12 protein-coding genes are annotated in these 21158 nt (G+C 48.6%); 10 read left to right on the top strand and 2 right to left on the bottom strand.

Translation table 11 applies throughout. From position 1 onward, the window contains the following. Positions 1 to 24: 24 nt before the first annotated feature. The 10 genes from ACN4EK_RS18395 to hypE all read left to right on the top strand — a co-directional run bounded on the left by ACN4EK_RS18395 (position 25) and on the right by hypE (position 16218). Entirely contained in the window at positions 25 to 4305 is a 4281-nt protein-coding gene (locus tag ACN4EK_RS18395; RefSeq protein WP_431659561.1) for a PAS domain S-box protein, read from the top strand. Between the two features lie 171 nt (positions 4306 to 4476). Continuing rightward, the gene (locus tag ACN4EK_RS18390; RefSeq protein WP_431659559.1) at positions 4477 to 4743 is read left to right on the top strand and encodes a CP12 domain-containing protein; all 267 of its coding nucleotides are present in this window, start codon (positions 4477 to 4479) and stop codon (positions 4741 to 4743) included. A gap of 187 nt (positions 4744 to 4930) precedes the next feature. Then, positions 4931 to 5272: a hydrogenase maturation nickel metallochaperone HypA gene (gene hypA, locus ACN4EK_RS18385; RefSeq protein WP_431659557.1), complete on the top strand. Its 342-nt coding sequence runs from the start codon at positions 4931 to 4933 to the stop codon at positions 5270 to 5272. Positions 5273 to 5285: 13 nt separating this feature from the next. Further along, a complete protein-coding gene (gene hypB / locus ACN4EK_RS18380) occupies positions 5286 to 6101 on the top strand; it encodes a hydrogenase nickel incorporation protein HypB (protein ID WP_431659556.1) in 816 nt (271 codons plus the stop codon). A 3-nt stretch (positions 6102 to 6104) separates the two neighbouring features. After that, entirely contained in the window at positions 6105 to 8483 is a 2379-nt protein-coding gene (hypF, locus tag ACN4EK_RS18375) for a carbamoyltransferase HypF (RefSeq protein ID WP_431659555.1), read from the top strand. A gap of 13 nt (positions 8484 to 8496) precedes the next feature. Beyond that, positions 8497 to 8745, top strand: a complete 249-nt coding sequence (locus ACN4EK_RS18370) for a HypC/HybG/HupF family hydrogenase formation chaperone (protein WP_431659554.1) — start codon at positions 8497 to 8499, stop codon at positions 8743 to 8745. Positions 8746 to 9085: 340 nt separating this feature from the next. Next, complete coding sequence (nifJ, locus tag ACN4EK_RS18365; protein WP_431659553.1) at positions 9086 to 12808, top strand: pyruvate:ferredoxin (flavodoxin) oxidoreductase; 3723 nt, start codon at positions 9086 to 9088, stop codon at positions 12806 to 12808. 26 nt (positions 12809 to 12834) lie between these two features. Beyond that, positions 12835 to 13854, top strand: a complete 1020-nt coding sequence (locus ACN4EK_RS18360) for a dihydroorotate dehydrogenase-like protein (protein ID WP_431659552.1) — start codon at positions 12835 to 12837, stop codon at positions 13852 to 13854. Between the two features lie 135 nt (positions 13855 to 13989). After that, positions 13990 to 15114 (top strand): hydrogenase formation protein HypD, encoded by a 1125-nt coding sequence (hypD, locus tag ACN4EK_RS18355; RefSeq protein WP_431659551.1) that lies wholly within the window; start codon positions 13990 to 13992, stop codon positions 15112 to 15114. A 15-nt stretch (positions 15115 to 15129) separates the two neighbouring features. Beyond that, positions 15130 to 16218, top strand: a complete 1089-nt coding sequence (hypE, locus tag ACN4EK_RS18350; RefSeq protein WP_431659550.1) for a hydrogenase expression/formation protein HypE — start codon at positions 15130 to 15132, stop codon at positions 16216 to 16218. Here the strand turns inward: hypE and ACN4EK_RS18345 are convergent. Both ACN4EK_RS18345 and ACN4EK_RS18340 read right to left on the bottom strand, forming a co-directional pair. Then, the gene (locus ACN4EK_RS18345; RefSeq protein WP_431659549.1) at positions 16215 to 19397 is read right to left on the bottom strand and encodes a PAS domain S-box protein; all 3183 of its coding nucleotides are present in this window, start codon (positions 19395 to 19397) and stop codon (positions 16215 to 16217) included. The two genes, hypE and ACN4EK_RS18345, sit on opposite strands and share 4 nt — an antisense overlap. A 10-nt stretch (positions 19398 to 19407) precedes the next feature. Then, the gene (locus ACN4EK_RS18340) at positions 19408 to 20553 is read right to left on the bottom strand and encodes a hybrid sensor histidine kinase/response regulator (RefSeq protein WP_431659548.1); all 1146 of its coding nucleotides are present in this window, start codon (positions 20551 to 20553) and stop codon (positions 19408 to 19410) included. Positions 20554 to 21158: the final 605 nt, after the last annotated feature.

Genomic DNA, 21158 nt, shown 5'->3' with positions numbered 1-21158 from the left:
GATTCTAGCTGTGGTAATCCGTCTATGACCTTCCGTTTGCTCTCCCGTTGGTTTCATCCTGGCAACCTCAACCTATCATTGCCTGTGGTGCTAGCGGTACCATTTGTCCTGCAAACAGTAGGAGCAGCCGTATTGATTGGTTATCTGTGGCACCAGAGTGAACCTGGATACCTTGCGATCGGTTTGTATGGGTTAATCACATTGGTTGCCATCAGCCTGGGAGGGTTCACCGTTCGCCGCATCACCCAATCCCTGGAGCGATTGACGCAAGCCAACCAGGCCTTAGCCAACGGTGCATGGCAACAACCCGTCTTCGAATCTAGCCCGATTACCGAACTGAGGGCATTAACGCAATCGTTGCATCAAACCGCCACCCAACTAACCTTAATTCGGATAGCCGCCGCCGAATTGGACGATGTGCTGAATAGTGCCTCTTCTTCGATTGTGCGATTTCGCGTCTTTCCCGATCGCACCTGGGAGTATGACTACCAATCTCCTGGTTGTCAACTGCTGTTTGGCTATACAGCCGACGAAATCTGTACCGATCGCAATCTTTGGATGTCGCAAGTCTTTGCCAGCGATCGAGAAACTGTTCTCTATCCCCTATTTGACCAGATTTTTAATGGCCAGACCCAGACAATTGAGTTTCGTTTTCATCACAAAGACGGTTCGCTGCGCTGGATTTCAGGCACTTACTCCTCCCGCTACAATGCGGCGGCTAATTGTTGGATTGTCACAGGAGTTAGCAGCGATATTACCGATCGCAAACAGATTGAACTCGCTTTAAAGCAAAGTGAAAATCGCTTTTTAGAACTTTCTGATACCTCACCAGCAAATATCTATATTCTGGTTAAACAAACTGATGGCTTCATTCACTTTGAACACATCAGTCGGGCGATCGAAACAATTCATGAAACTTCGGTGGCAGAAATTTTAGCTAATGCGAATATTCTCCTCGATCGCATTCATCCAGAGGATCGGGCTGGTTATGAAACCGCCGCCCAGCATAGCCTGGAAACCTTACAACCCTTTCGTTATGAATGGCGCATTATTAATCCTTCTGGAGTGATTAAATGGCTTCAGGGAAGTTCCAGCCCCAAATTACGGGATCATGGGGAGGTTGCCTGGTATGGCGTGGTGATTGACATCACTGATTTTAAATCGACGGAGCAAGCACTCCAAGCCAGTGAAGAACGGTATCGGGCTATTGTCGAAGACCAAACCGAACTGATTTGCCGATTCTTACGCGATGGCACTATTCTGTTCGTCAATGATGCCTACTGTCGCTATTTTGGGGTAAAGCGGGAAACTATCATTGGCAAAACTTACCATCCCAGGGTGTATGAAGCCGATCGGGAATTAGTCTCTCAACTTGTAAATTCCCTGAGTCTAGAAAACCCGACTGTAGTTATTGAAAACCGTGTGGTTATCAATGGCAGCATCCGTTGGACTCAGTGGAGTAATCGCCTCATCAGTGATGCTCAGGGTCATTTGATTGAGTGTCAATCCGTTGGACGGGATATCACCGATCGCAAAAATGTTGAGCTTGCCCTGGAACGAGAGCTACTGCGGAATAAAATGCTGTTGAGTTCGTCGTTTGACGGCATTGTGGTACTGGATCATGCTGGAAACGTGGTAGAAGCGAATCCTAGTTTTGCCAGAATGCTAGGGTACAGCTTAGCAGAAGTGACTGAACTGAGTGTTTTTGATTGGGAAGCCCAAACATCAACCGCCGAACTTGAACAGGAATTTTGCCAGAATGTGACGTTCGAAACGCGCCATCGTCGCAAGGATGGTTCTATCTATGAGGTCGAAATCTGTACTAATACTGTGAGCTGGAACGGGGAAACATTTTATTTCTGCATTTGTCGAGATATTACCGATCGCAAACAAACCGAAGCGGCTTTACAAGCGAGCGAGGCTCGGTTCCAGGAGATTGCTGATACCGTTAGCCAGGTATTCCTGGTGCGATCGGCAACGACAGGAGAGTTTATTTACATTAGCCCTGCCTATGAACAAATTTGGGGTCGCAGTTGTGAAAGCTTGTATCAAAACCCAGAATCGTGGTTAGCCGCCATCCATCCCGACGATCGCAGCCTCGTGACTCAATCGTTAGAACAACAATTTGTTGGTAACTCTGTCCAGCGAGAATACCGCATCATCCGACCGAATGACGAAATTCGCTGGATTTTTGCCCAACTCAACTTAGTGCGGGATGAGCAAGGGGAGCCGCTTCGCTTCATTGGCATTGCCGTTGACATCACTGCTCGCAAACAAGCCGAAGAAGCCTTACGAGAAAGTGAAGAACGCTTCCGGGCAGTATTTGAACAGGCTGCTGTAGGGTTGGAATACACCGATTTGGCTGGGCGCTTTTTGATGGTCAATCATACCCTGGTAGAGTTGCTAGGCTACTCAGAAGCGGAATTGCTCTCCCTCACGTTTCAAGATATTACTCATCCAGACGATTTATCGCCAAACCAACAGTATTTTCAACAATTAGTCGCGGGCAAAATTTCCTCTTACTCTATAGAGAAGCGATTTCTGCACAAAGACCGCTCCCTAATTTGGGTCAACATTACTGTATCCCTGATCCGAGAGCCCAATGGTCAACCGAAACTAACTCTGGCAGTAATTGAAGACATTCGCGATCGCAAACAAGCCGCCTTAGAGCTACAACAGGCAAAGGAATCGGCGGAAGCAGCAAACGTCGCGAAAAGTATGTTTCTTGCCAATATGAGTCACGAACTGCGGACTCCTCTGAATGTGATTTTGGGCTATACCCAACTCCTCAGTTACGACACCTCGCTGACTCCGGAATATCAGGACTATCTGCGATCGATTCATCGCAGTGGCAATCATCTACTGGCTTTGATTAACGATGTTTTGGATCTCTCCAAAATCGAAGCCGGACGGTCAACGTTCGATCCCAGCAGCTTCGATCTACCTGACCTGATGCAAACGCTGTGGGAAATGTTCCGGTTCCGCGCCGAATCCAAAGGGCTGGAATTAATCTTAGAGCTAGCAGAAGTCCCACGATTAATCACCACCGATCTGAACAAACTGCGGCAGGTAATGATTAACCTCCTGAATAACGCCGTTAAGTTTACCGCCTCTGGCACGATCGTGCTTCGGGTACAGGTCGATCGGCAAGCCATCCCCGCCAATTCCGCCGAGTCAACTGAACCCCCGCCTCTACCCACCCCTCTGTATCAATTGGTGATTGAAGTCGAAGATACCGGAGTCGGCATTGCTCCCAACGAATTAGAAACCATTTTTGAAGCCTTTTCCCAAGCCAGTGCGGGGAAACGCTCCACGGAAGGCACAGGTTTAGGCTTAACCATTAGTCAGAAGTTTGTGCAGGTCATGGGAGGTCAGTTATGTGCTGAAAGCCGCCTGGGACAAGGAAGTAAGTTCAGTTTTTGGATTCCCATCCAACTTGCCAATCCGAATGATTATCTCCCAACCCTGAACGATCGTCCGGTCGTTGGGTTACTCCCGGGTCAACCCCGTTACCGCATTCTAGTGGTGGATGATCAATTAGCCAATCGGCAACTGCTGGCACAGATTTTGCAAAAGGTGGGGCTGGAAGTTCGTGAAGCGGCTAGTGGAATCACCGCCATTCAACAATGGCAACTTTGGCATCCTCATTTAATTTGGATGGATATTCAGATGGCTGGCATGACGGGCTATGAAGCCGTACAGCAGATTCGCAAGATGGAGCATGGGGAAGATAGGGGAGATAGGGGAGATAGGGGAGATAGGGGAGATAGGGGAGATAGGGGAGATAAGGGAGATAGGGAAGATAGGGAAGATAGGGGAGATAAGGGAGATAGGGAAGATAGTTCTTCCTCACCTTCCTCATCCTCCTCACCCTCCTCACCGCCCCAAGCACCAATCCCTATCATTGCCCTCACCGCTCAAGCCTATCAGCACGATCGCGACCAGGCGTTGGCGGCGGGATTTACGGATTTCGTGACTAAACCGTTTAAAACCGCAGATATTTTTCAACAGTTAGCAACACATCTGGGATTGCAATATTTGTATGCTGACCCTGCTAATTTGGTAGTGACGGAACCGCTTGACTTCACCAATAAACAGCAAACCTTACAACCAGAAGCACTACACGTTATGCCAGTTGACTGGATAGTGGCATTGCATAAAGCCGCGCTCAACTGTTCCTCAGAAGAGGTTGAAGGTTTAATTGCCCAAATTCCGGCTGATTATCCAACCCTGGCAACCAGCCTACAGCGGCTCGCGCATAATTATGACTTTGAAATCATCATGCATCTCAGTCAACCAAATTAACTTTCGTTACATATCATGATTACTTAACGAGTTGCTGAAACCTTGTTGAAGAAATTGTTGTTTTAACGGAGGTTAGGGCATCATAGATTAGTAAGACGCTACATGAATCAGCGTTTAAAAGGGGTTTCAGCAATGAACCTAGAAACAGTTAACCCAACTATGGGAGGATCTATGCAGACGATCGACACTCCACTGGTCAACAAATCCTCTCTGCCTCTCACACTTGACCAACGCATTGCTACCGCGATCGCTGAAGCACGAGCCATCTGCTCCGAATACGGTTCTGATTCAGCCAAATGTGCCGTTGCCTGGGATATTGTTGAAGAACTTCAGGCAGAAGCGGCACATCAAAAGGTAACACAGCAAGGCAAAACCGCGTTTACGGAATACTGCGAAGAATTCCCGGATGCGTTGGAAGCCCGTATCTACGACGTGTAGGCAGATAGCAACAACGAGGCATGGATAATGAGGGACTGATTGCGATCGATCGGTGCTCTCGTTATCCAGTCCAATCATCACTGATCGCTCAATTTTGTCCAACCTCCCATCTTGGTGCTGGTTGAACGCCCTCACAACATCCTCAAATTAGTCATGTAGGGTTGAGGTGTTCCTCAAGCAGAGTGTTATGCACGAAGTTGGGATCATGCAGAATACGTTAGAGCTGGCGTTAGAGTATGCACGTCAGCAAGGGGCAACTCAGATTCACCAGATGACCTTACGGGTAGGAGAATTATCTGGGGTTGAGCCTGCTGCCTTGATGTTTGCGTTTGAGGTTGTCATGCAGGGCACGATCGCCGAACAGGCACAACTAGCGATTGATTATGTGCCTGCTATCAGCTATTGTCCCCATTGCCAACAAGAGTTTCACCTGTCGGACTGGATTTATCAGTGTCCCACCTGCCATCAGTTATGTTCAGAACTGCGGCAAGGGAGAGAATTAGAACTCGCTTCCATTGAGCTTTCTTAAGGAGATCCCCACTATGTGTCAGGACTGTGGTTGTAGTGATGTTGTGGCGATCGCGATTAATGGCAAAGTGAGGCATCCCCATGAGCATGAACACGGGCATCATCAGCACCCGCATGATCATGAACAGCCTCACGCTCATGGCACTCACACCCATCCAGTCCACCTGTCTCTGTTATCCAAAAACGATCGGTTCGCGGAACGTAATCGCGGCTATTTCCAGGCAAAAGGAATTCTGGCACTAAATATTCTGTCGTCCCCTGGCTCGGGCAAGACGGCATTGATTGAACGAATGATTCGGGATTTACAGGAGCGCTTATTCAGCCATCAACCGCGATCGCTGCGGGTAGGAGTGATTGTAGGCGATCTGGCAACGGACAATGATGCCCAACGCTTGCGACAGGCAGGCGCACCCGCCGTCCAGATTACCACCGGGCAGGCTTGCCACCTGGAAGCAGACATGGTGGCTCAGGCAATGGCACAGTTAGATTTAAACGCTCTGAATCTATTAGTTATTGAGAATGTGGGGAATCTGGTTTGTCCAGCCGCCTACGATCTGGGTGAAACGGTGCGAGTGGTGCTGCTATCGGTTACGGAAGGGGAGGATAAACCGCTTAAATATCCCACCATGTTTAGCACTGCCGATATTGTCATGATTAACAAAGTTGATCTGGCTGAAGCGGTTGGCTTTAACCGGGAGTTGGCATTAGCAAACATCCGCAAAGTCGCGCCCCAAGCCCAAATTTTTGAGCTATCGGCTCGGACTGGGCAAGGCATGGAAGCCTGGTACACCTATTTAGGTAGTGCAATTCAGCCGACGATCGAGGTTTAAAGTATGTTACAACCTGCTCTGCTTTTCCCCTCTGATCTCCACCCCCACCGCATGAGAGTTCAGGTGCAAGGAGTGGTACAAGGAGTCGGGTTTCGTCCGTTTGTGTATACCCTGGCAACTACCTTAGGGCTAACGGGTTGGGTCAACAATTCGCCCCAGGGAGTGACCCTGGAAGTCGAAGGCACACCTCCACAACTAGCCACATTCCTAGAACAACTCCAACGAGATAAACCAGTTCATGCCGATCTGCAATCAATCACGATCGCTTGGCTAACGGCGATCGGGGAGCCGCAGTTTGAAATTCGTCCGTCTGAAACGAGCAATGCCATAGGGAAATCGACTAGCATTCTGCCCGATCTGGCAACCTGTCCTGACTGTTTGCGGGAGGTCTTTGATCCGGCAAATCGCCGCTATCGCTATCCCTTTACCAACTGTACCCACTGTGGGCCCCGCTTCAGTATTCTGCGATCGTTGCCCTACGATCGTCCGAATACGACAATGGATCAATTCCAGATGTGTCCAGAGTGTCAGTTAGAATACGAAAATCCTGGTGATCGTCGCTTCCATGCTCAACCAAATGCCTGCCCTCATTGTGGTCCACAGTTGACCCTCTGGGATCGGCATGGAGGCGTATTAGCCACTCACGATGCCGCTTTACTCGCTACGGCTGAAGCAATTCGTCAGGGACAGATTATTGCGCTTAAAGGGTTGGGTGGGTTCCATCTTGTCGTAGATGCCCGAAATGAATCGGCAGTACAAACGCTACGACAACGCAAACATCGACCCCATAAGCCATTAGCCGTCATGTATCCCAATCTAAAGTGCCTTCAGCCCCATTGTCACCTCTCGACAGTGGCAATCCAACTGTTGCAATCACCAGCAGCCCCGATCGTCCTGCTGTCACAAATTGCCTGTGATGCAGATAGCCGTTCCGCGATCGCCCCATCCGTTGCCCCTAATAATCCCTATCTCGGGGTAATGTTACCCTACACACCATTACATCACCTGTTATTAGCTGAACTGGGATTTCCGATCGTCGCCACCAGTGGCAACTTAGCCCATGAACCAATTTGTATTGATCAGCAAACTGCGTTACAACAACTTGGTGCTATTGCTGATTTATGTCTCATTCACGATCGCCCCATTGCTCGTCCTGTCGATGATTCCATTGTGCGAGTTATTCAAGATCAACCTGTGGTGTTACGACGAGCCAGAGGCTATGCTCCCTTACCATTGCAAGTAACGCTGCCCCATTCTTCCCCAGCGGCGGCTACGATTTTGGCAGTGGGGGGACATCTGAAGAACACCGTGGCACTGGGCTTCAATCAACAGATTTTTCTCAGCCAACATTTAGGTGATCTGGACAATCCTGCTACGATCGCCCGATTTCAGGAAGCCATCACCCATCTCCTGAGTCTGTATGAAACGCAACCAACGGCGATCGCCTGTGATGCTCATCCCGACTATTACTCGCACCAATTTGCAGAGTCCTTTAGTCAAACCAGGAACGCTACCCTGATCCCGATTCAACATCACTACGCCCATGTCCTGTCCTGCATGGCAGATAACCACATCAATACTCCTGTCTTAGGCGTAGCTTGGGATGGCACAGGGTATGGGCTGGACGGCACGATTTGGGGCGGCGAGTGGTTGTATGTTCCTGCCGAACCCCAGACGGCTCCTGGCTTCCAGCGGCTTGCCCACCTCCGACCATTTCCGTTACCCGGTGGGGATCAGGCAATTAAAGAACCCCGGCGATCGGCGTTAGGGCTACTGTATGCCTGCTTGGGAGACAGCGCATTTGAGCAACTTGATCTGCCCTCTCTACAGTCCTTTACTACCTCAGAGTTAAAGGTGCTGCACTCCATGTTAGGACAGCAATTCAATACCCCTATGACCTCCAGTATGGGACGCTTATTTGATGCGATCGCCTCTTTATTGGATTTATGCCATCGTGCCAGTTTTGAGGGGCAAGCAGCGATGCAACTAGAGTTTGCAGCAGATACAGTTCTGAGCGATCGCCGTTATCCCTATACCTGGCTGACTCCACCCGACTCAGCCTTCGTGTTGGACTGGCAGCCACTGGTACTCGCGCTGCTTCAGGATTGGCGCGATCGGGTACCAACTAACCTGATTGCCGCAACCTGCCAAAACACATGCATCGATGCCTTAGTCACGCTGGCTGAGAAAGTCCAGATCAAGCAGATCGCCCTGACTGGAGGTTGCTTCCAAAATCGTGATTTATTAGAACGAGCCATCGATCGCTTAACTCGCACTGGATTTTCCCCCATCTGGCATCACCATATTCCGACTAACGACGGTGGCATTGCCGTTGGACAAGTCCTGGGAGCCTTACGTCAACTGCATTACAAAGATATTTAGGAGAACCATAATTATGTGCCTTGCAGTCCCCGGCAAAATTGTCAGTATTGTTGACCAAATCGATAGTGATTCTGATGCAACCCTATGGCGGACTGGCAAAGTGAGTTTTGGTGGCATTCTCAAAGAAGTCAGTTTAGCCTACGTGCCCGAAGCGCAGATTGGAGATTATGTGATTGTGCATGTCGGGTTTGCCCTTAGCATTGTTGATCAACAGGAAGCCGAACAAACACTGCATTATCTGGCTCAGATTCAGCTTGGTTAGCCCTCACAATCACCCAGGATGCTCATGCCTCCATAACGACTGAAATCGTTCCATTAGAGCGAACAATGAGTCGATTAAAATTTATTTCCTTCGTAACTAAATGTGTTATTTGGTTGCGATCGCTTCATCCTCCTAAGATCCTCACATTTGCGATTTAGTTTCAATCTAGGCGCTAATTTGGTCAATGCACCTGCTCCACTTCATGGATTAACAACAGGTTTTCAGCTAGCTACTTTTGCGGACCCTGTGATTCATTGCATAACAACGTGTAGTACATCACTAATGAAATTAACTAAATCCCTAAATTCTTCCTGCCACCTAGCATTATGAGGATTCACCCATGCGTCCTACTCATTTTTTAACTGTAGATGGTAATGAAGCCGTCGCTCGGATTGCCTATCGCTTGAGTGAAGTGATCGCCATTTATCCCATTACCCCTGCCTCTCCAATGGGCGAATGGGCAGATGCCTGGTCATCCGCGAAACAAACCAATTTGTGGGGTACCGTACCCTCGATCGTGGAAATGCAAAGTGAAAGTGGTGCGGCTGGTACTGTTCACGGAGCCTTACAAGCGGGGTCACTCACGACAACATTTACGGCATCCCAAGGCTTATTATTAATGATCCCCAATCTGTATAAGATTGCTGGAGAGCTAACGTCAGCCGTGATTCATATTGCTGCTCGATCGCTAGCCGCCCAAGCGCTGTCCATCTTCGGGGATCACAGCGATATTATGGCAGTTCGTGCGACTGGATGCGCGTTATTATGCTCTGCTTCAGTGCAGGAAGCGCAGGACTTTGCTGCGATCGCTACGCGTGCCACCTTAGAATCGCGTCTGCCATTTCTACATTTCTTTGATGGCTTTCGCACGTCCCATGAAATTCAAAAACTCGCCCTGTTAGAGGACGAAGATCTGGAACGCTTCATTCCCCATCAGTCAATCCTGGCACATCGATCGCGGGCACTCACTCCTGACCATCCGGTGATTCGGGGAACGGCTCAAAATCCCGATGTTTATTTCCAGGGACGGGAAACAGTCAACCGTTACTACAATGCCTGTCCAGATATGGTGCAACAGGCAATGGATGAGTTTGCTGAGTTGACCGGACGGCATTACAAACTCTATGAATATCACGGTGATCCCGAAGCCGATCGCGTGATCATTTTGATGGGATCAGGGTGTGAAACGGCTCACGAAACGGTGGATTATCTCCAGGCTCAGGGAGAAAAAATTGGCATTCTAAAAGTGCGGCTCTACCGTCCGTTCGACAATATTCGCTTAGTCAAATCACTCCCAGCTAGTGTCAAACGCATTGCCGTCCTCGATCGCTGCAAAGAACCGGGCAGTGCTGGCGAACCATTATATTTAGATGTGGTCAATGCCCTGGTGGAAACGGAGCATTTCCCAACGTTACCGAAAATAGTGGGTGGACGCTACGGCTTATCTTCTAAAGAGTTTACCCCCGCAATGGTGAAAGCCGTTTTTGATCATCTCCAACAGGATAACCCGCGTAATCACTTCACGGTTGGCATTACCGATGATGTCACGTTCACCTCATTAGAGGTTGATCCCAACTTTTCAACGGAATCCGATCGGGTTGTTCGTGCCATCTTTTATGGACTCGGTTCTGATGGCACTGTGGGAGCCAATAAAAACTCGATCAAAATTATTGGCGAAGACACAGATAACTATGCTCAGGGCTACTTCGTTTATGATTCTAAGAAATCGGGTTCTGTTACTGTATCGCACCTACGATTTGGTGCCGAACCCATTCGTTCTACTTACTTAATTAGCAGTGCCAATTTTGTCGCCTGCCATCAATGGGAGTTTGTGGAAAAGTTCGATTTATTAGGCGCTGCCCAACCCGGAGCCGTCTTCCTGCTCAACAGCCCCTTTGCTCCCACCGAAACCTGGATTCAGTTACCCGCTAGCTTGAAGCGGCAGATCAGCGAAAAATCGCTTCAGGTCTATGTGATTAATGCCTCTCAGGTTGCCCGTGCAGCCGGGATGGGCGGACATATCAATACCGTCATGCAAGTCTGCTTCTTTGCGATCGCGGGAGTTTTACCCCGAGAGCAAGCGATCGAGCAAATTAAACAATCGATTCGCAAAACCTACAGTAAGAAAGGTGAAGCGGTAGTGCAAATGAATCTCAAAGCGATCGATCAAACGCTAGAGAACTTGCATCCAATTGATTACAGCCAACAACCACTAGAGACGAGTAATGGCAATGGTCATCACGTACCGATGTCTGATGCGGCTCCAGCTTTTGTGCGTGAGGTTCTGGGTAAAATGCTGGCTCGTCAAGGCGATGCCATTCCTGTGAGTGCGCTCCCGATCGATGGCACCTATCCCAGTGGCACGTCTAAATGGGAAAAACGCAACATTGCCCAAGACATTCCGGTGTGGGATCCCAATGTTTGTGTGCAGTGCGGCAAATGTGTCATGGTTTGTCCCCATGCCGTGATCCGCTCTAAGGTTTATGAACCGACTCACTTGGAAACTGCCCCCACCACTTTTAAGAGTGCTGATGCCAAAGATCACGCCTGGACAGACTTGAAATTCACCATTCAAGTAGCGGCGGAAGATTGCACCGGTTGCGCGTTATGTGTCGATGTTTGTCCGGCTAAGAATCGGGCAGAACCGCGCAAGAAAGCGATCAATATGTCCCCCCAATTCCCCCTCCGGGAGCAGGAACGGGTGAACTGGGACTTCTTCCTGAATTTACCGAATCCCGATCGCGCTCACCTGAATTTGCATAAAATTGCCCAGCAACAAATGCAAGAACCATTATTTGAGTTCTCGGGAGCCTGTGGTGGTTGTGGTGAAACACCTTATCTAAAACTGGTAACGCAGTTATTTGGCGATCGCATGTTAGTTGCCAATGCCACCGGATGTTCTTCCATTTATGGCGGTAACTTGCCGACTACGCCCTGGACTCATAACGCGGAAGGTCGCGGCCCTGCCTGGTCGAACTCCTTGTTTGAAGATAACGCCGAATTTGGCTTAGGCTTCCGGGTTGCCATTGACAAACATACGGAATATGCAAAGGAGTTGTTGCAAGAATTCGCGATCGCGACGAACGATGGTTCTCACATTCCCATAGAACTGGTCACCGCTATCCTTGAAGCTGACCAAATCGATGAAGCCGAAATTACCGCCCAACGCGATCGAGTGGCGCAACTGAAACAGTGTTTAGAGCAGTGGCTCACCATCTGTCAAAGCGATGCGGCAAGCTCACAAACATTCACGAACAAACTGCAAACGCTCCACTCCTTAGCTGATTACTTAGTCAAGAAGAGTGTCTGGATTATTGGAGGTGATGGCTGGGCCTATGACATTGGTTACGGTGGCTTGGATCATGTAATTGCCAGTGGTCGCAACGTTAACATTCTGGTGCTTGATACAGAGGTCTATTCCAACACTGGTGGGCAAATGTCTAAAGCGACCCCCCGAGGGGCAGTTGCCAAATTTGCCGCTGGCGGTAAACCCGCTCCCAAAAAAGATCTGGGACTGATGGCAATGACCTACGGCAATGTCTATGTGGCAAGTGTCGCCATGGGGGCACGCGATGAACACACCCTGAGGGTATTTCTGGAAGCGGAATCCTATCCTGGCCCATCGCTGATTATTGCCTACTCTCATTGCATTGCCCATGGGATTAATATGGCAAGTGGAATGCAACAACAAAAAGCTGCCGTTGAGTCGGGTCGCTGGTTGCTCTACCGCTATGATCCCAGACGGACAGAACAAGGTGAGAACCCCTTACTCCTCGATTCTCGATCGCCTAAGATGTCGGTTGAACAAGCGATGTATAGCGAAAATCGCTTCAAGATGTTGACCTTGAGTAAACCAGGAGCCGCGAAACAATTGGCTCAACAGGCACAGGCAGATGTGAATACACGCTGGCAGATGTATCAATACTTAGCCGCGCAGCAGATGGCATCTCCCTCATCCCAGCCCCATCATCCAGCGCAGCAGATGGCATCCTACTCTCCCCATCCCCACAATGGTCATCAGACCCAGCAGAAGCCATCCCATTCGCCCCAGTCCCACAGCTAACCCAGTCATGTGAAGGAGTCGTGATCATGGATTTAAGCACAACCTATATGGGATTAGCGCTGCGATCGCCACTGGTGGTTGGTGCGGCTGCTCCCTTAACCGAACACATCGATCAAATTAAGCAGATGGAAGATGCAGGCGCGGGGGCTGTAGTCTTGCACTCCATGTTTGAGGAGCAAATTCATCAGGATCAGTTAGATCTGCACCACCATTTGCAATACGGCACTCACAGTTTTGCCGAAGCGCTCACCTATTTTCCAGAACCCGATATTTTCCACGTTGGGCCGGAGAGCTATCTGAACCACATTCAGCAAGCCAAAGAAATGGTTGATATTCCCATTATTGCCAGCTTGAATGGGTCTACTCCCGGCGGTTGGATAGAGTATGCCCGTCAGATTGAACAAGCCGGAGCAGATGCCCTGGAACTGAATATTTACAACATCCCCACCAGCCTGGAACTGACTAGCGCTGATATTGAGCAAGAATACCTGGCAATCGTTGCCGCAGTTAAAACGGCGGTCAATATTCCGATCGCGGTCAAAATCAGCCCCTACTTCACAAGTATGGCGAACATGGCCCAACGCTTGACCTTAGCCGGGGCACATGCGCTAGTGTTGTTCAATCGCTTCTATCAACCCGATATTGATATCGAATCCCTGGAAGTGCATCCCAACGTCCTACTCAGTACCCCCCAGGAGTTACGCTTACCGATGCGATGGATTGCCATTTTGTATGGACGCATCTTTGCAGATCTGGCGGCAACTGGAGGAGTTCACCACGGCACTGATGTCGTGCGGTTATTAATGGCAGGGGCGCAAATTACCATGCTGGTCAGTGTGTTACTCCGTCATGGGATTGACCACTTACAAGACATTGAACGAGAACTGCGCCATTGGTTGGAGGAACATGATTACAGTTCCGTTCGCCAACTTCAAGGCTGTATGTGCCAATTGAATTGTCCCAATCCCACTGAGTTTGAGCGATCGCAATATATGAAAGCGATGCAAACCTATCGACCGGCGATCGATCCCATCTATCACCATTAGTGTGAGGATAATTTTCAGGTAGGAGTGAATCTGAATTGCTCCTACCAAATGTAACGAATTTGCGTTCCGTTCCAGGGGGTACGGTAGCCTAGACATCATGCACCCTATCGCGTCATATATCGCTCGGAATAAGTTATGAAGTTTGTTGACGAATACCGGGATGCCGATCGAGTTCACCAGGTTGCCAGCGCGATCGCAGCGATCACGACTCGTCCCTGGACAATCATGGAAATCTGTGGTGGACAAACCCATAGTATTGTCAAATTTGGCTTGGATACTTTATTGCCAGAAGGCATTACTCTGATTCATGGGCCTGGCTGTCCGGTCTGCGTTACTTCGGCTGAGGTCATTGATACTGCGATCGCTCTAGCTACCCTACCAGAAGTCATTTTTTGTTCGTTTGGTGACATGCTGCGGGTGCCGGGATCTGTCAACACCGCATTACCCAACCTCCTCAGTGTCAAAGCGGCTGGAGGCGATGTCCGGATTGTTTACTCGCCTTTAGATGCGCTAAAAATTGCCCAGCATCACCCAGACAAACAGGTGGTTTTTTTCGCCGTTGGGTTTGAAACGACCGCTCCAGCAACGGCAATGGCAGTGTTTCAAGCTCACCAACAAGGTCTAGAGAACTTTTCCCTGCTGGTATCGCATGTCCTCGTCCCTCCAGCGATGGAAGCGATTTTGTCCTCGCCCAATTGCCAGGTTCAGGGATTCCTGGCCGCCGGACATGTCTGTACTGTCATGGGGTATCACGAATATATTGCGATCGCGCCTAAATATCATGTCCCGATCGTCGTCACAGGCTTTGAACCACTCGATGTTTTACAAGGGATTTATCTGTGTATTCAGCAGTTAGAATCTGGACGCGCTGAGGTCGAAAATCAATATGTGCGATCGGTGCGAAAACAGGGGAATGAAACGGCTCAACATTTAATTCAAACTGTGTTTGAAGTTGTGCCACAACAATGGCGTGGCATTGGCACTATTGCCCAGAGTGGCTTGGGGCTACGACCACCCTACCATCACTTTGATGCCAGCCAGCGCTTCGCCTTACACCTTGCCCCTGTCCCGCCTGCGCCTCCCTCCGACTGTATCAGTGGTTTAATTCTGCAAGGCATTCACAAACCCTATGATTGTCCTGCCTTTGGGACTCGCTGTACACCGGAACATCCTTTAGGAGCGCCAATGGTGTCCTCGGAAGGGGCTTGTGCTGCCTACTATCGTTATCGTCAAGCAGCCACGACAGTCAGTGTTTCTTGAGCAATTGGTTTTAACATGAATTTAACTCAAGATTTTGCCTTGTCCTGCCCCATCCCCATCCAACAGTATCCTCAAGTGTTACTTGCCCACGGGGGCGGTGGACGCTTAATGCACCAATTGATCGAGCAGATGTTTTTGCCGATCTTTGGCGCACCCGATCGCATTCAACATGATGCCGCCACCTTACAGCTATCCGGTAGTAAAATTGCCTTCACCACCGATTCCTATGTGGTACGACCGTTGTGTTTCCCTGGGGGTGACATTGGCTCCTTAGCCGTTCATGGTACGGTGAATGATCTGGCAATGGCAGGCGCTCGTCCTCTCTATCTCAGCCTGGGACTGATTCTGGAAGAAGGCTTACCGATGACCACCCTATGGCAGATCGTGCAATCGATTCAACAGGCGGCGATTAATGCCAACGTTCAAATTGTCACGGGTGATACGAAGGTCGTCGATCGCGGTAAAGGCGATGGTATTTTCATTAATACGGCGGGAGTAGGGGTGATTGAGCATCCCTGGACGATCGCTCCCCTATCCGTACAACCGGGTGATGTGATTTTACTTAACGGTGATATTGGCAGACATGGCATTGCGATTATGGCAGTGCGGGAAGGATTAGAGTTTGAAACTACGATCGCCAGTGATTCTGCACCAGTGGCAGACTTAGTGCTAGAACTGTTGCAAGCAGGAATCGAAATTCACTGCCTGCGGGATTTAACCCGTGGTGGTTTAGCCAGTACATTAAATGAGATTGCGGCGGCCGCCCAAGTTACCATTCGCATTACCGAAAGCCAAATTCCCGTCAATGAAGAAGTTCGGGGAGCCTGTGAAATTCTGGGACTTGATCCGCTCTACATTGCCAACGAGGGACGCTTTATTGCGATCGTTCCTGCCGCCGATGCCGATCGAGCTTTGACCGTTATGCACACCTATCAACACCGTACTGCCAGTGATCATTCGGCATGTCTAATTGGTCATGTCACTGAGCGATCGTCGCCTCAAACTTTTGGGAGCAACCCTGGGCAGGTACTGCTTCAGAGCCAAATAGGGGCAGTTCGTCTGATTGACATGTTAAGTGGCGAACAATTACCACGAATCTGTTAGTCACTTTGGGATAGCGGTAGGCACACTGTGCAAGTAGTCCCCACTCCAACCTGACTTTCGATCGTAATCTCACCGTGATGTAAATCTACCGCGCGTTTGATAATTGCCAGACCTAAACCATTCCCGGCTGTCGTCCCCACATTCTCGCCCCGGTGGAAAGGATTAAACAAGTAGGGTAGGTCAGCTTCAGGAATACCAATGCCCTGATCTTGAATGGTCAACATCACCTGATGGCTAGAACAACTAAGCTTTAATGTAATTGAACAATGGGAATGGGAATACTTAATTGCATTGGACAGGAGATTCTCTAAAATCTGCCGTAATAGTTTCTCATCTACCTCGGCTAATACTTCCAACTCATGACAAATGAAGTGAATGGGGTGTTCGGTGGTACTCGCCTGCAAATCATCGACCAAATTGTGGCAAAACTTGACAACATCGATCGGCATCGGAGTAAACGGAATCTTGCCCACTTCGGCTTTACTTAGGGTCAACACATCATCTAATAGTTGGGTCAAATGTTGTACGGCCGATCGAATCCGCTGATAATGCTTTTGTTTCTTGTCTTCAGACCAGCGCTCACCGGAATATTCTAATAACTCTGCCGATCCTAAAATCGTTGTCAGTGGAGTGCGGAATTCATGGGATGTGTTGGTGATAAAGCGTGATTTCAGTTCATTCAATTCCTTTTCTTGTTCTAACGCTTGCAGGATCTTCGCTTCAGTTTGTTTTCGCACTGTAATATCTGTAGAAATTCCACCCACAGCATAGGGAACACCCGTCGCATCTAGGAGGGGAAACTTGACTGAAAGATATGTGTGTATCCCATCAGCTTGTTGCAAGGTTTCCTCAAATTCTAAGCTTGTCCGAGCTTCCAGAACTTTGAGATCATTCTGCCAGAAGGTATCAGCGATTTCTGGAGGAAATAATTCATGATGGGTTTTACCCACAATATTAATCTGGGATAATCCCAACAGTTCTTGCAAGCGCCGATTCATTAATAAATGGCGACCTTGCGTATCCTTAAGATAGATCATCGTTTGAGCATGATCTAAAATGGCTTGGAGACGGGCTTCACTTTGTCGTTGAGCGGCTTCTGATGTCGCCAATTCCTCTGTCAGTTTCTTCCGGCGGACGATCTCCGATTGCAGATAAGCATTGGCATTTTCAAGTTCTTCGGTACGCTCCTGAATCCGAGTTTCCAGTTCATCCCGCGATCGCAATAATTCCGCTTCAAATCGTTTGCGATCACTGATATTGCGACAGATGCAGGTTAACCCACCATCTTCCAAGCGCGTCAACGCCATCTCTTGAAAAATCGGTCTACCACTCTGGTGCCTACCAACTGCCTCGCCCTGCCAATAGCCTTGGTGAGTTAAGGCAGGGAGGATCTCTTGCTCAAATCGATGGACTTCGCTAGTTTCGTATAGTTCTTGCCAATTCTTACCAATCAATTCCGCCGCATTTTGATAACCAAATAATTGCACATGCGCTTGATTTAAATAGGTGTAGCACCCCAATTGATCAAGAATCGCGATGCCGTCAATTGAGGTTTCGATCGCCGTAAGTTGCCGCTTTAATAACTCTTCTGCCTGCTTACTGGCGGTAATATCGACTGCCGCATTCAGTAAACACGGTCGATTATCCAATTCAATCAAATGAGAGGACAATAGCATCTTGCGAACTTGCCCATCCTTCACTCTGGAGTGCATCAGCATGCCTCGCACCGATCCCTGTTCCCGTAATGTCTCTAGAAACTGGGCTTTCTCAACCTCAGAATCCCAAAACTCTAATTGGGTCGAGGTACACCCGATCGCTTCACTGCGACTGTAACCTGTACTATCCATCCAACTGGCATTGACATCCAGATGTTGTCCATCTGGGAAAGTCGTGATACTGAGGGGAACTGGGCTGCAATGGAACGCCGTTGCAAATCGTTGTTGCGATGCCTGTAAATCGGCTTCTGCTTGTTTTCGTTGGGTGACATCCAACACTAAAGACAACACCGAAATTAAATTACCAAATTCATCAAACAACGCCGAGTTATACCATTCACAATAAATAATTGATTGATGTTTTGTATAGTTACGACTGCAATGAACCCCGTGGGGCTGACTACCATCTTTTAAGTGGGCGATCTCTTGCTGAACACTCGCCTGATCATCGACATAGGTGAAGGGAAACTCGTCTGAATTCAGCCCAATCACCTCCTGATCTGTCCAGCCAAATAGGCGTTCTGCCTGTGCCGACCAGCTTCTAATCCGAAAGTTACTATCCCACTCAATCACGGCTAGAGGGGAATTATTAATTAAACAAGCCAACTCTTGATACGCCTTTTGCAAGGCAATCGTGCGCTCTTGGACTCGTTGTTCTAATTCATCATGCGATCGCTGGAGGGCTTCTTCCGCCAGCTTCCGTGAGGTAATATCCCGCGCTACGGTATAGACTAATGATTCCTCGGGAACTCGCACAGCCTTCCATGACAGCCACTTATAAGCCCCTTCCTTACAACGACACCGGATTTCAAAAAAGCCGATCGTTGCCCCCTTCGCTAACCGTTGCATCTGGCATAAAACATCCTGGCGATCGTCGGGATGAATCAAATCCAGCCATGACAAAGCTAGAAATTCCTCAATCCCATAGCCCAAAATTAATGTCACCGCCGGATTCACCTGTCGGAACTGCCAGTTCAAATTCGCAATCCCTAAAATATCGAGCGGTAGTTGAAAGAACCGATCGCGTTCTTCTTCAAGTTTTTTGCGATCGGTAATATCCAGCAATACGCCATCCCAAACGATACTGCCATCGGCAAGCCGCGTTGGTTTAGCCATCCCTTCAACCCACTTCAGTTGCCCAGAGGGTGGAAGAATTCGCCACTGCATATTCCAGGGTTGTAAACTTTCACCAGAGCACTGAAGAGAAAGGGCTAAAGCAGACTGATCTTCAGCATAGGTCATATCCCATAGCACATGAGCCTCCTTTTGTATGACCTCCGGTGCCACCTCGTAGATAGATAAACACTTATAGCCAACAAACGGAAAACAATCTGAACCATCAGGGTAACGAACATACTGATAAATCATCCCCGGTATATTACTCACCATCCGCCGGAAATGTTCTTCAGGCATCGAGGCTAGCTGCGATACTGGTTCAATTACGCTTTCACTAGATGTTGTCATAGCAATTTACTCACTGCAATTCAGCAGATAAGGATGCTGATTGATCTTCAGCACCATAAAATAGACCGCCGGGTAAATCAATGCGAACCATCGTTTGCTGATAGGGCACACTACGGATCGAAAACTTGCCGCCATAGAGTTCAACCGTCCGTTTGGCGATCGCCAGTCCCAATCCACATCCCCTTTGCTCAAACGATCGTCGATCAAATTGCTTTAACGCATCAATTTCAGCAATCTGTTGCTCCGTCATGCCTCGCCCAGTGTTGGCAACTACCAGATCAAACGAATGCTCACTCGGACAGCCAACAATTCGCACTGGAGTACCATGTTTAGAGAATTTGAAGGCATTACTGACAATTTCCTGGATGACTTTGCGTAGATCAAATTCCGATAAACGGACAATGCCCTCCCGCACTTCTATCTGTAAATCGGCTCTTCTACCCGCCTCCTGGGCAACCTGTAAGGCAACTTCAATAATCACATCTTGGGTGAGACTCCGACTCCGAGTTTGGCGAAAGACTTTTACCTGCTCTGGATCTCGGCAGACTGACTCCAAACTGACATAAATCAAGAAGTTTTGGGCAATTCGATGCAGTGATTTACTGGCATCCTGAATCATGCGGGCAATTTCCAAACTTTCCATCGGCTCAATTTCATCCTGTTCCTCAATCAAAAACTGAGTCATGCCCAAGATGTCATTCAGGGGTACCATCAGTTCACGCGGGAGCGCAAAGACAATTTCGTTACACAAGCGATTCAGTTTCATTTGAGTTTGCTGCGCGATCACAGACTGCTTGGCAAACTGCATTGATACCGCTTTTAATAGTTCATCAACGGTAAAGGGTTTAGTTAAATAATCATTAGCGCCTTGTTCCATGCCCTGTCGCATATACACGCGATCGGCTTTTGCAGTCAGGAAAATTACTGGAATCATCTGAGTCGCACGATCTTGGCGAAGCGATTGCAGCACACCATAGCCATCTAGCTCTGGCATCATAATGTCGCACAAAATCAGGTTAGGCATTTCTCGTTGAGCCAGTTGAACGCCCGATCGCCCATCTGCTGCTGTAAACACCTCAAACCCTTCAAGCTCCAGCACTTCTTGAAGATTTTCTCGAATCGTCAATTCGTCTTCAATCACCAAAATTTTTTCCATGGTTTTGATGCCCCTATTAAATAATGGCTGGTTAGTAGCCAATTTGAACTAATTGAACACCCATGCCTAAACTGTTCTTGTTTTATGTAGAGGTTCTTACCCTTCATCATGGCGGATCATTTAGCAAAACCCCATCCTGACAAACCGGGAACTCAGTCATTCCGTAGTTTGAGTAAAACCACTGCCATAACTTTCGGCAAACACCGAATTTTGGTTCAGCCAAGTTAACTACTTTTTAAGCTCTCCTGCTTCGCGATCGCGTTAGCGGATCAGTTAGCCGATCGAGTTGAGAAACACTCACTACTTAATCTAGGTATCAGTACGCAATTTCATCTCCGTATTGCTCAGAAAGTATACGGACAGCAGAATTAAATTAAAATTTGTCAAATGCTCTGATGGCAGGTAAACAAACAATCAGCCACAATAACAAGTGAGCCTGCTTAATAGGTTGTTTGTTGAACGGCTAGTGATTCAGGCTTATGTCCATTCAGGCAATAGGGTGGATCCTTTACTCGGCGGTAAGGTGTTTAGTGCAATCAACTGTGACCAAGCTAAACCCTTACCCTTTATAGGGTGTTGGTCATTGATAGTCATCACCAAACATG

The sequence above is a fragment of the Pantanalinema rosaneae CENA516 genome (genome assembly GCF_050753385.1).
Classification (GTDB): Bacteria; Cyanobacteriota; Cyanobacteriia; order Leptolyngbyales; family Leptolyngbyaceae; genus Pantanalinema; species Pantanalinema rosaneae.
This window is presented reverse-complemented; position numbering and strand designations above follow the sequence as displayed.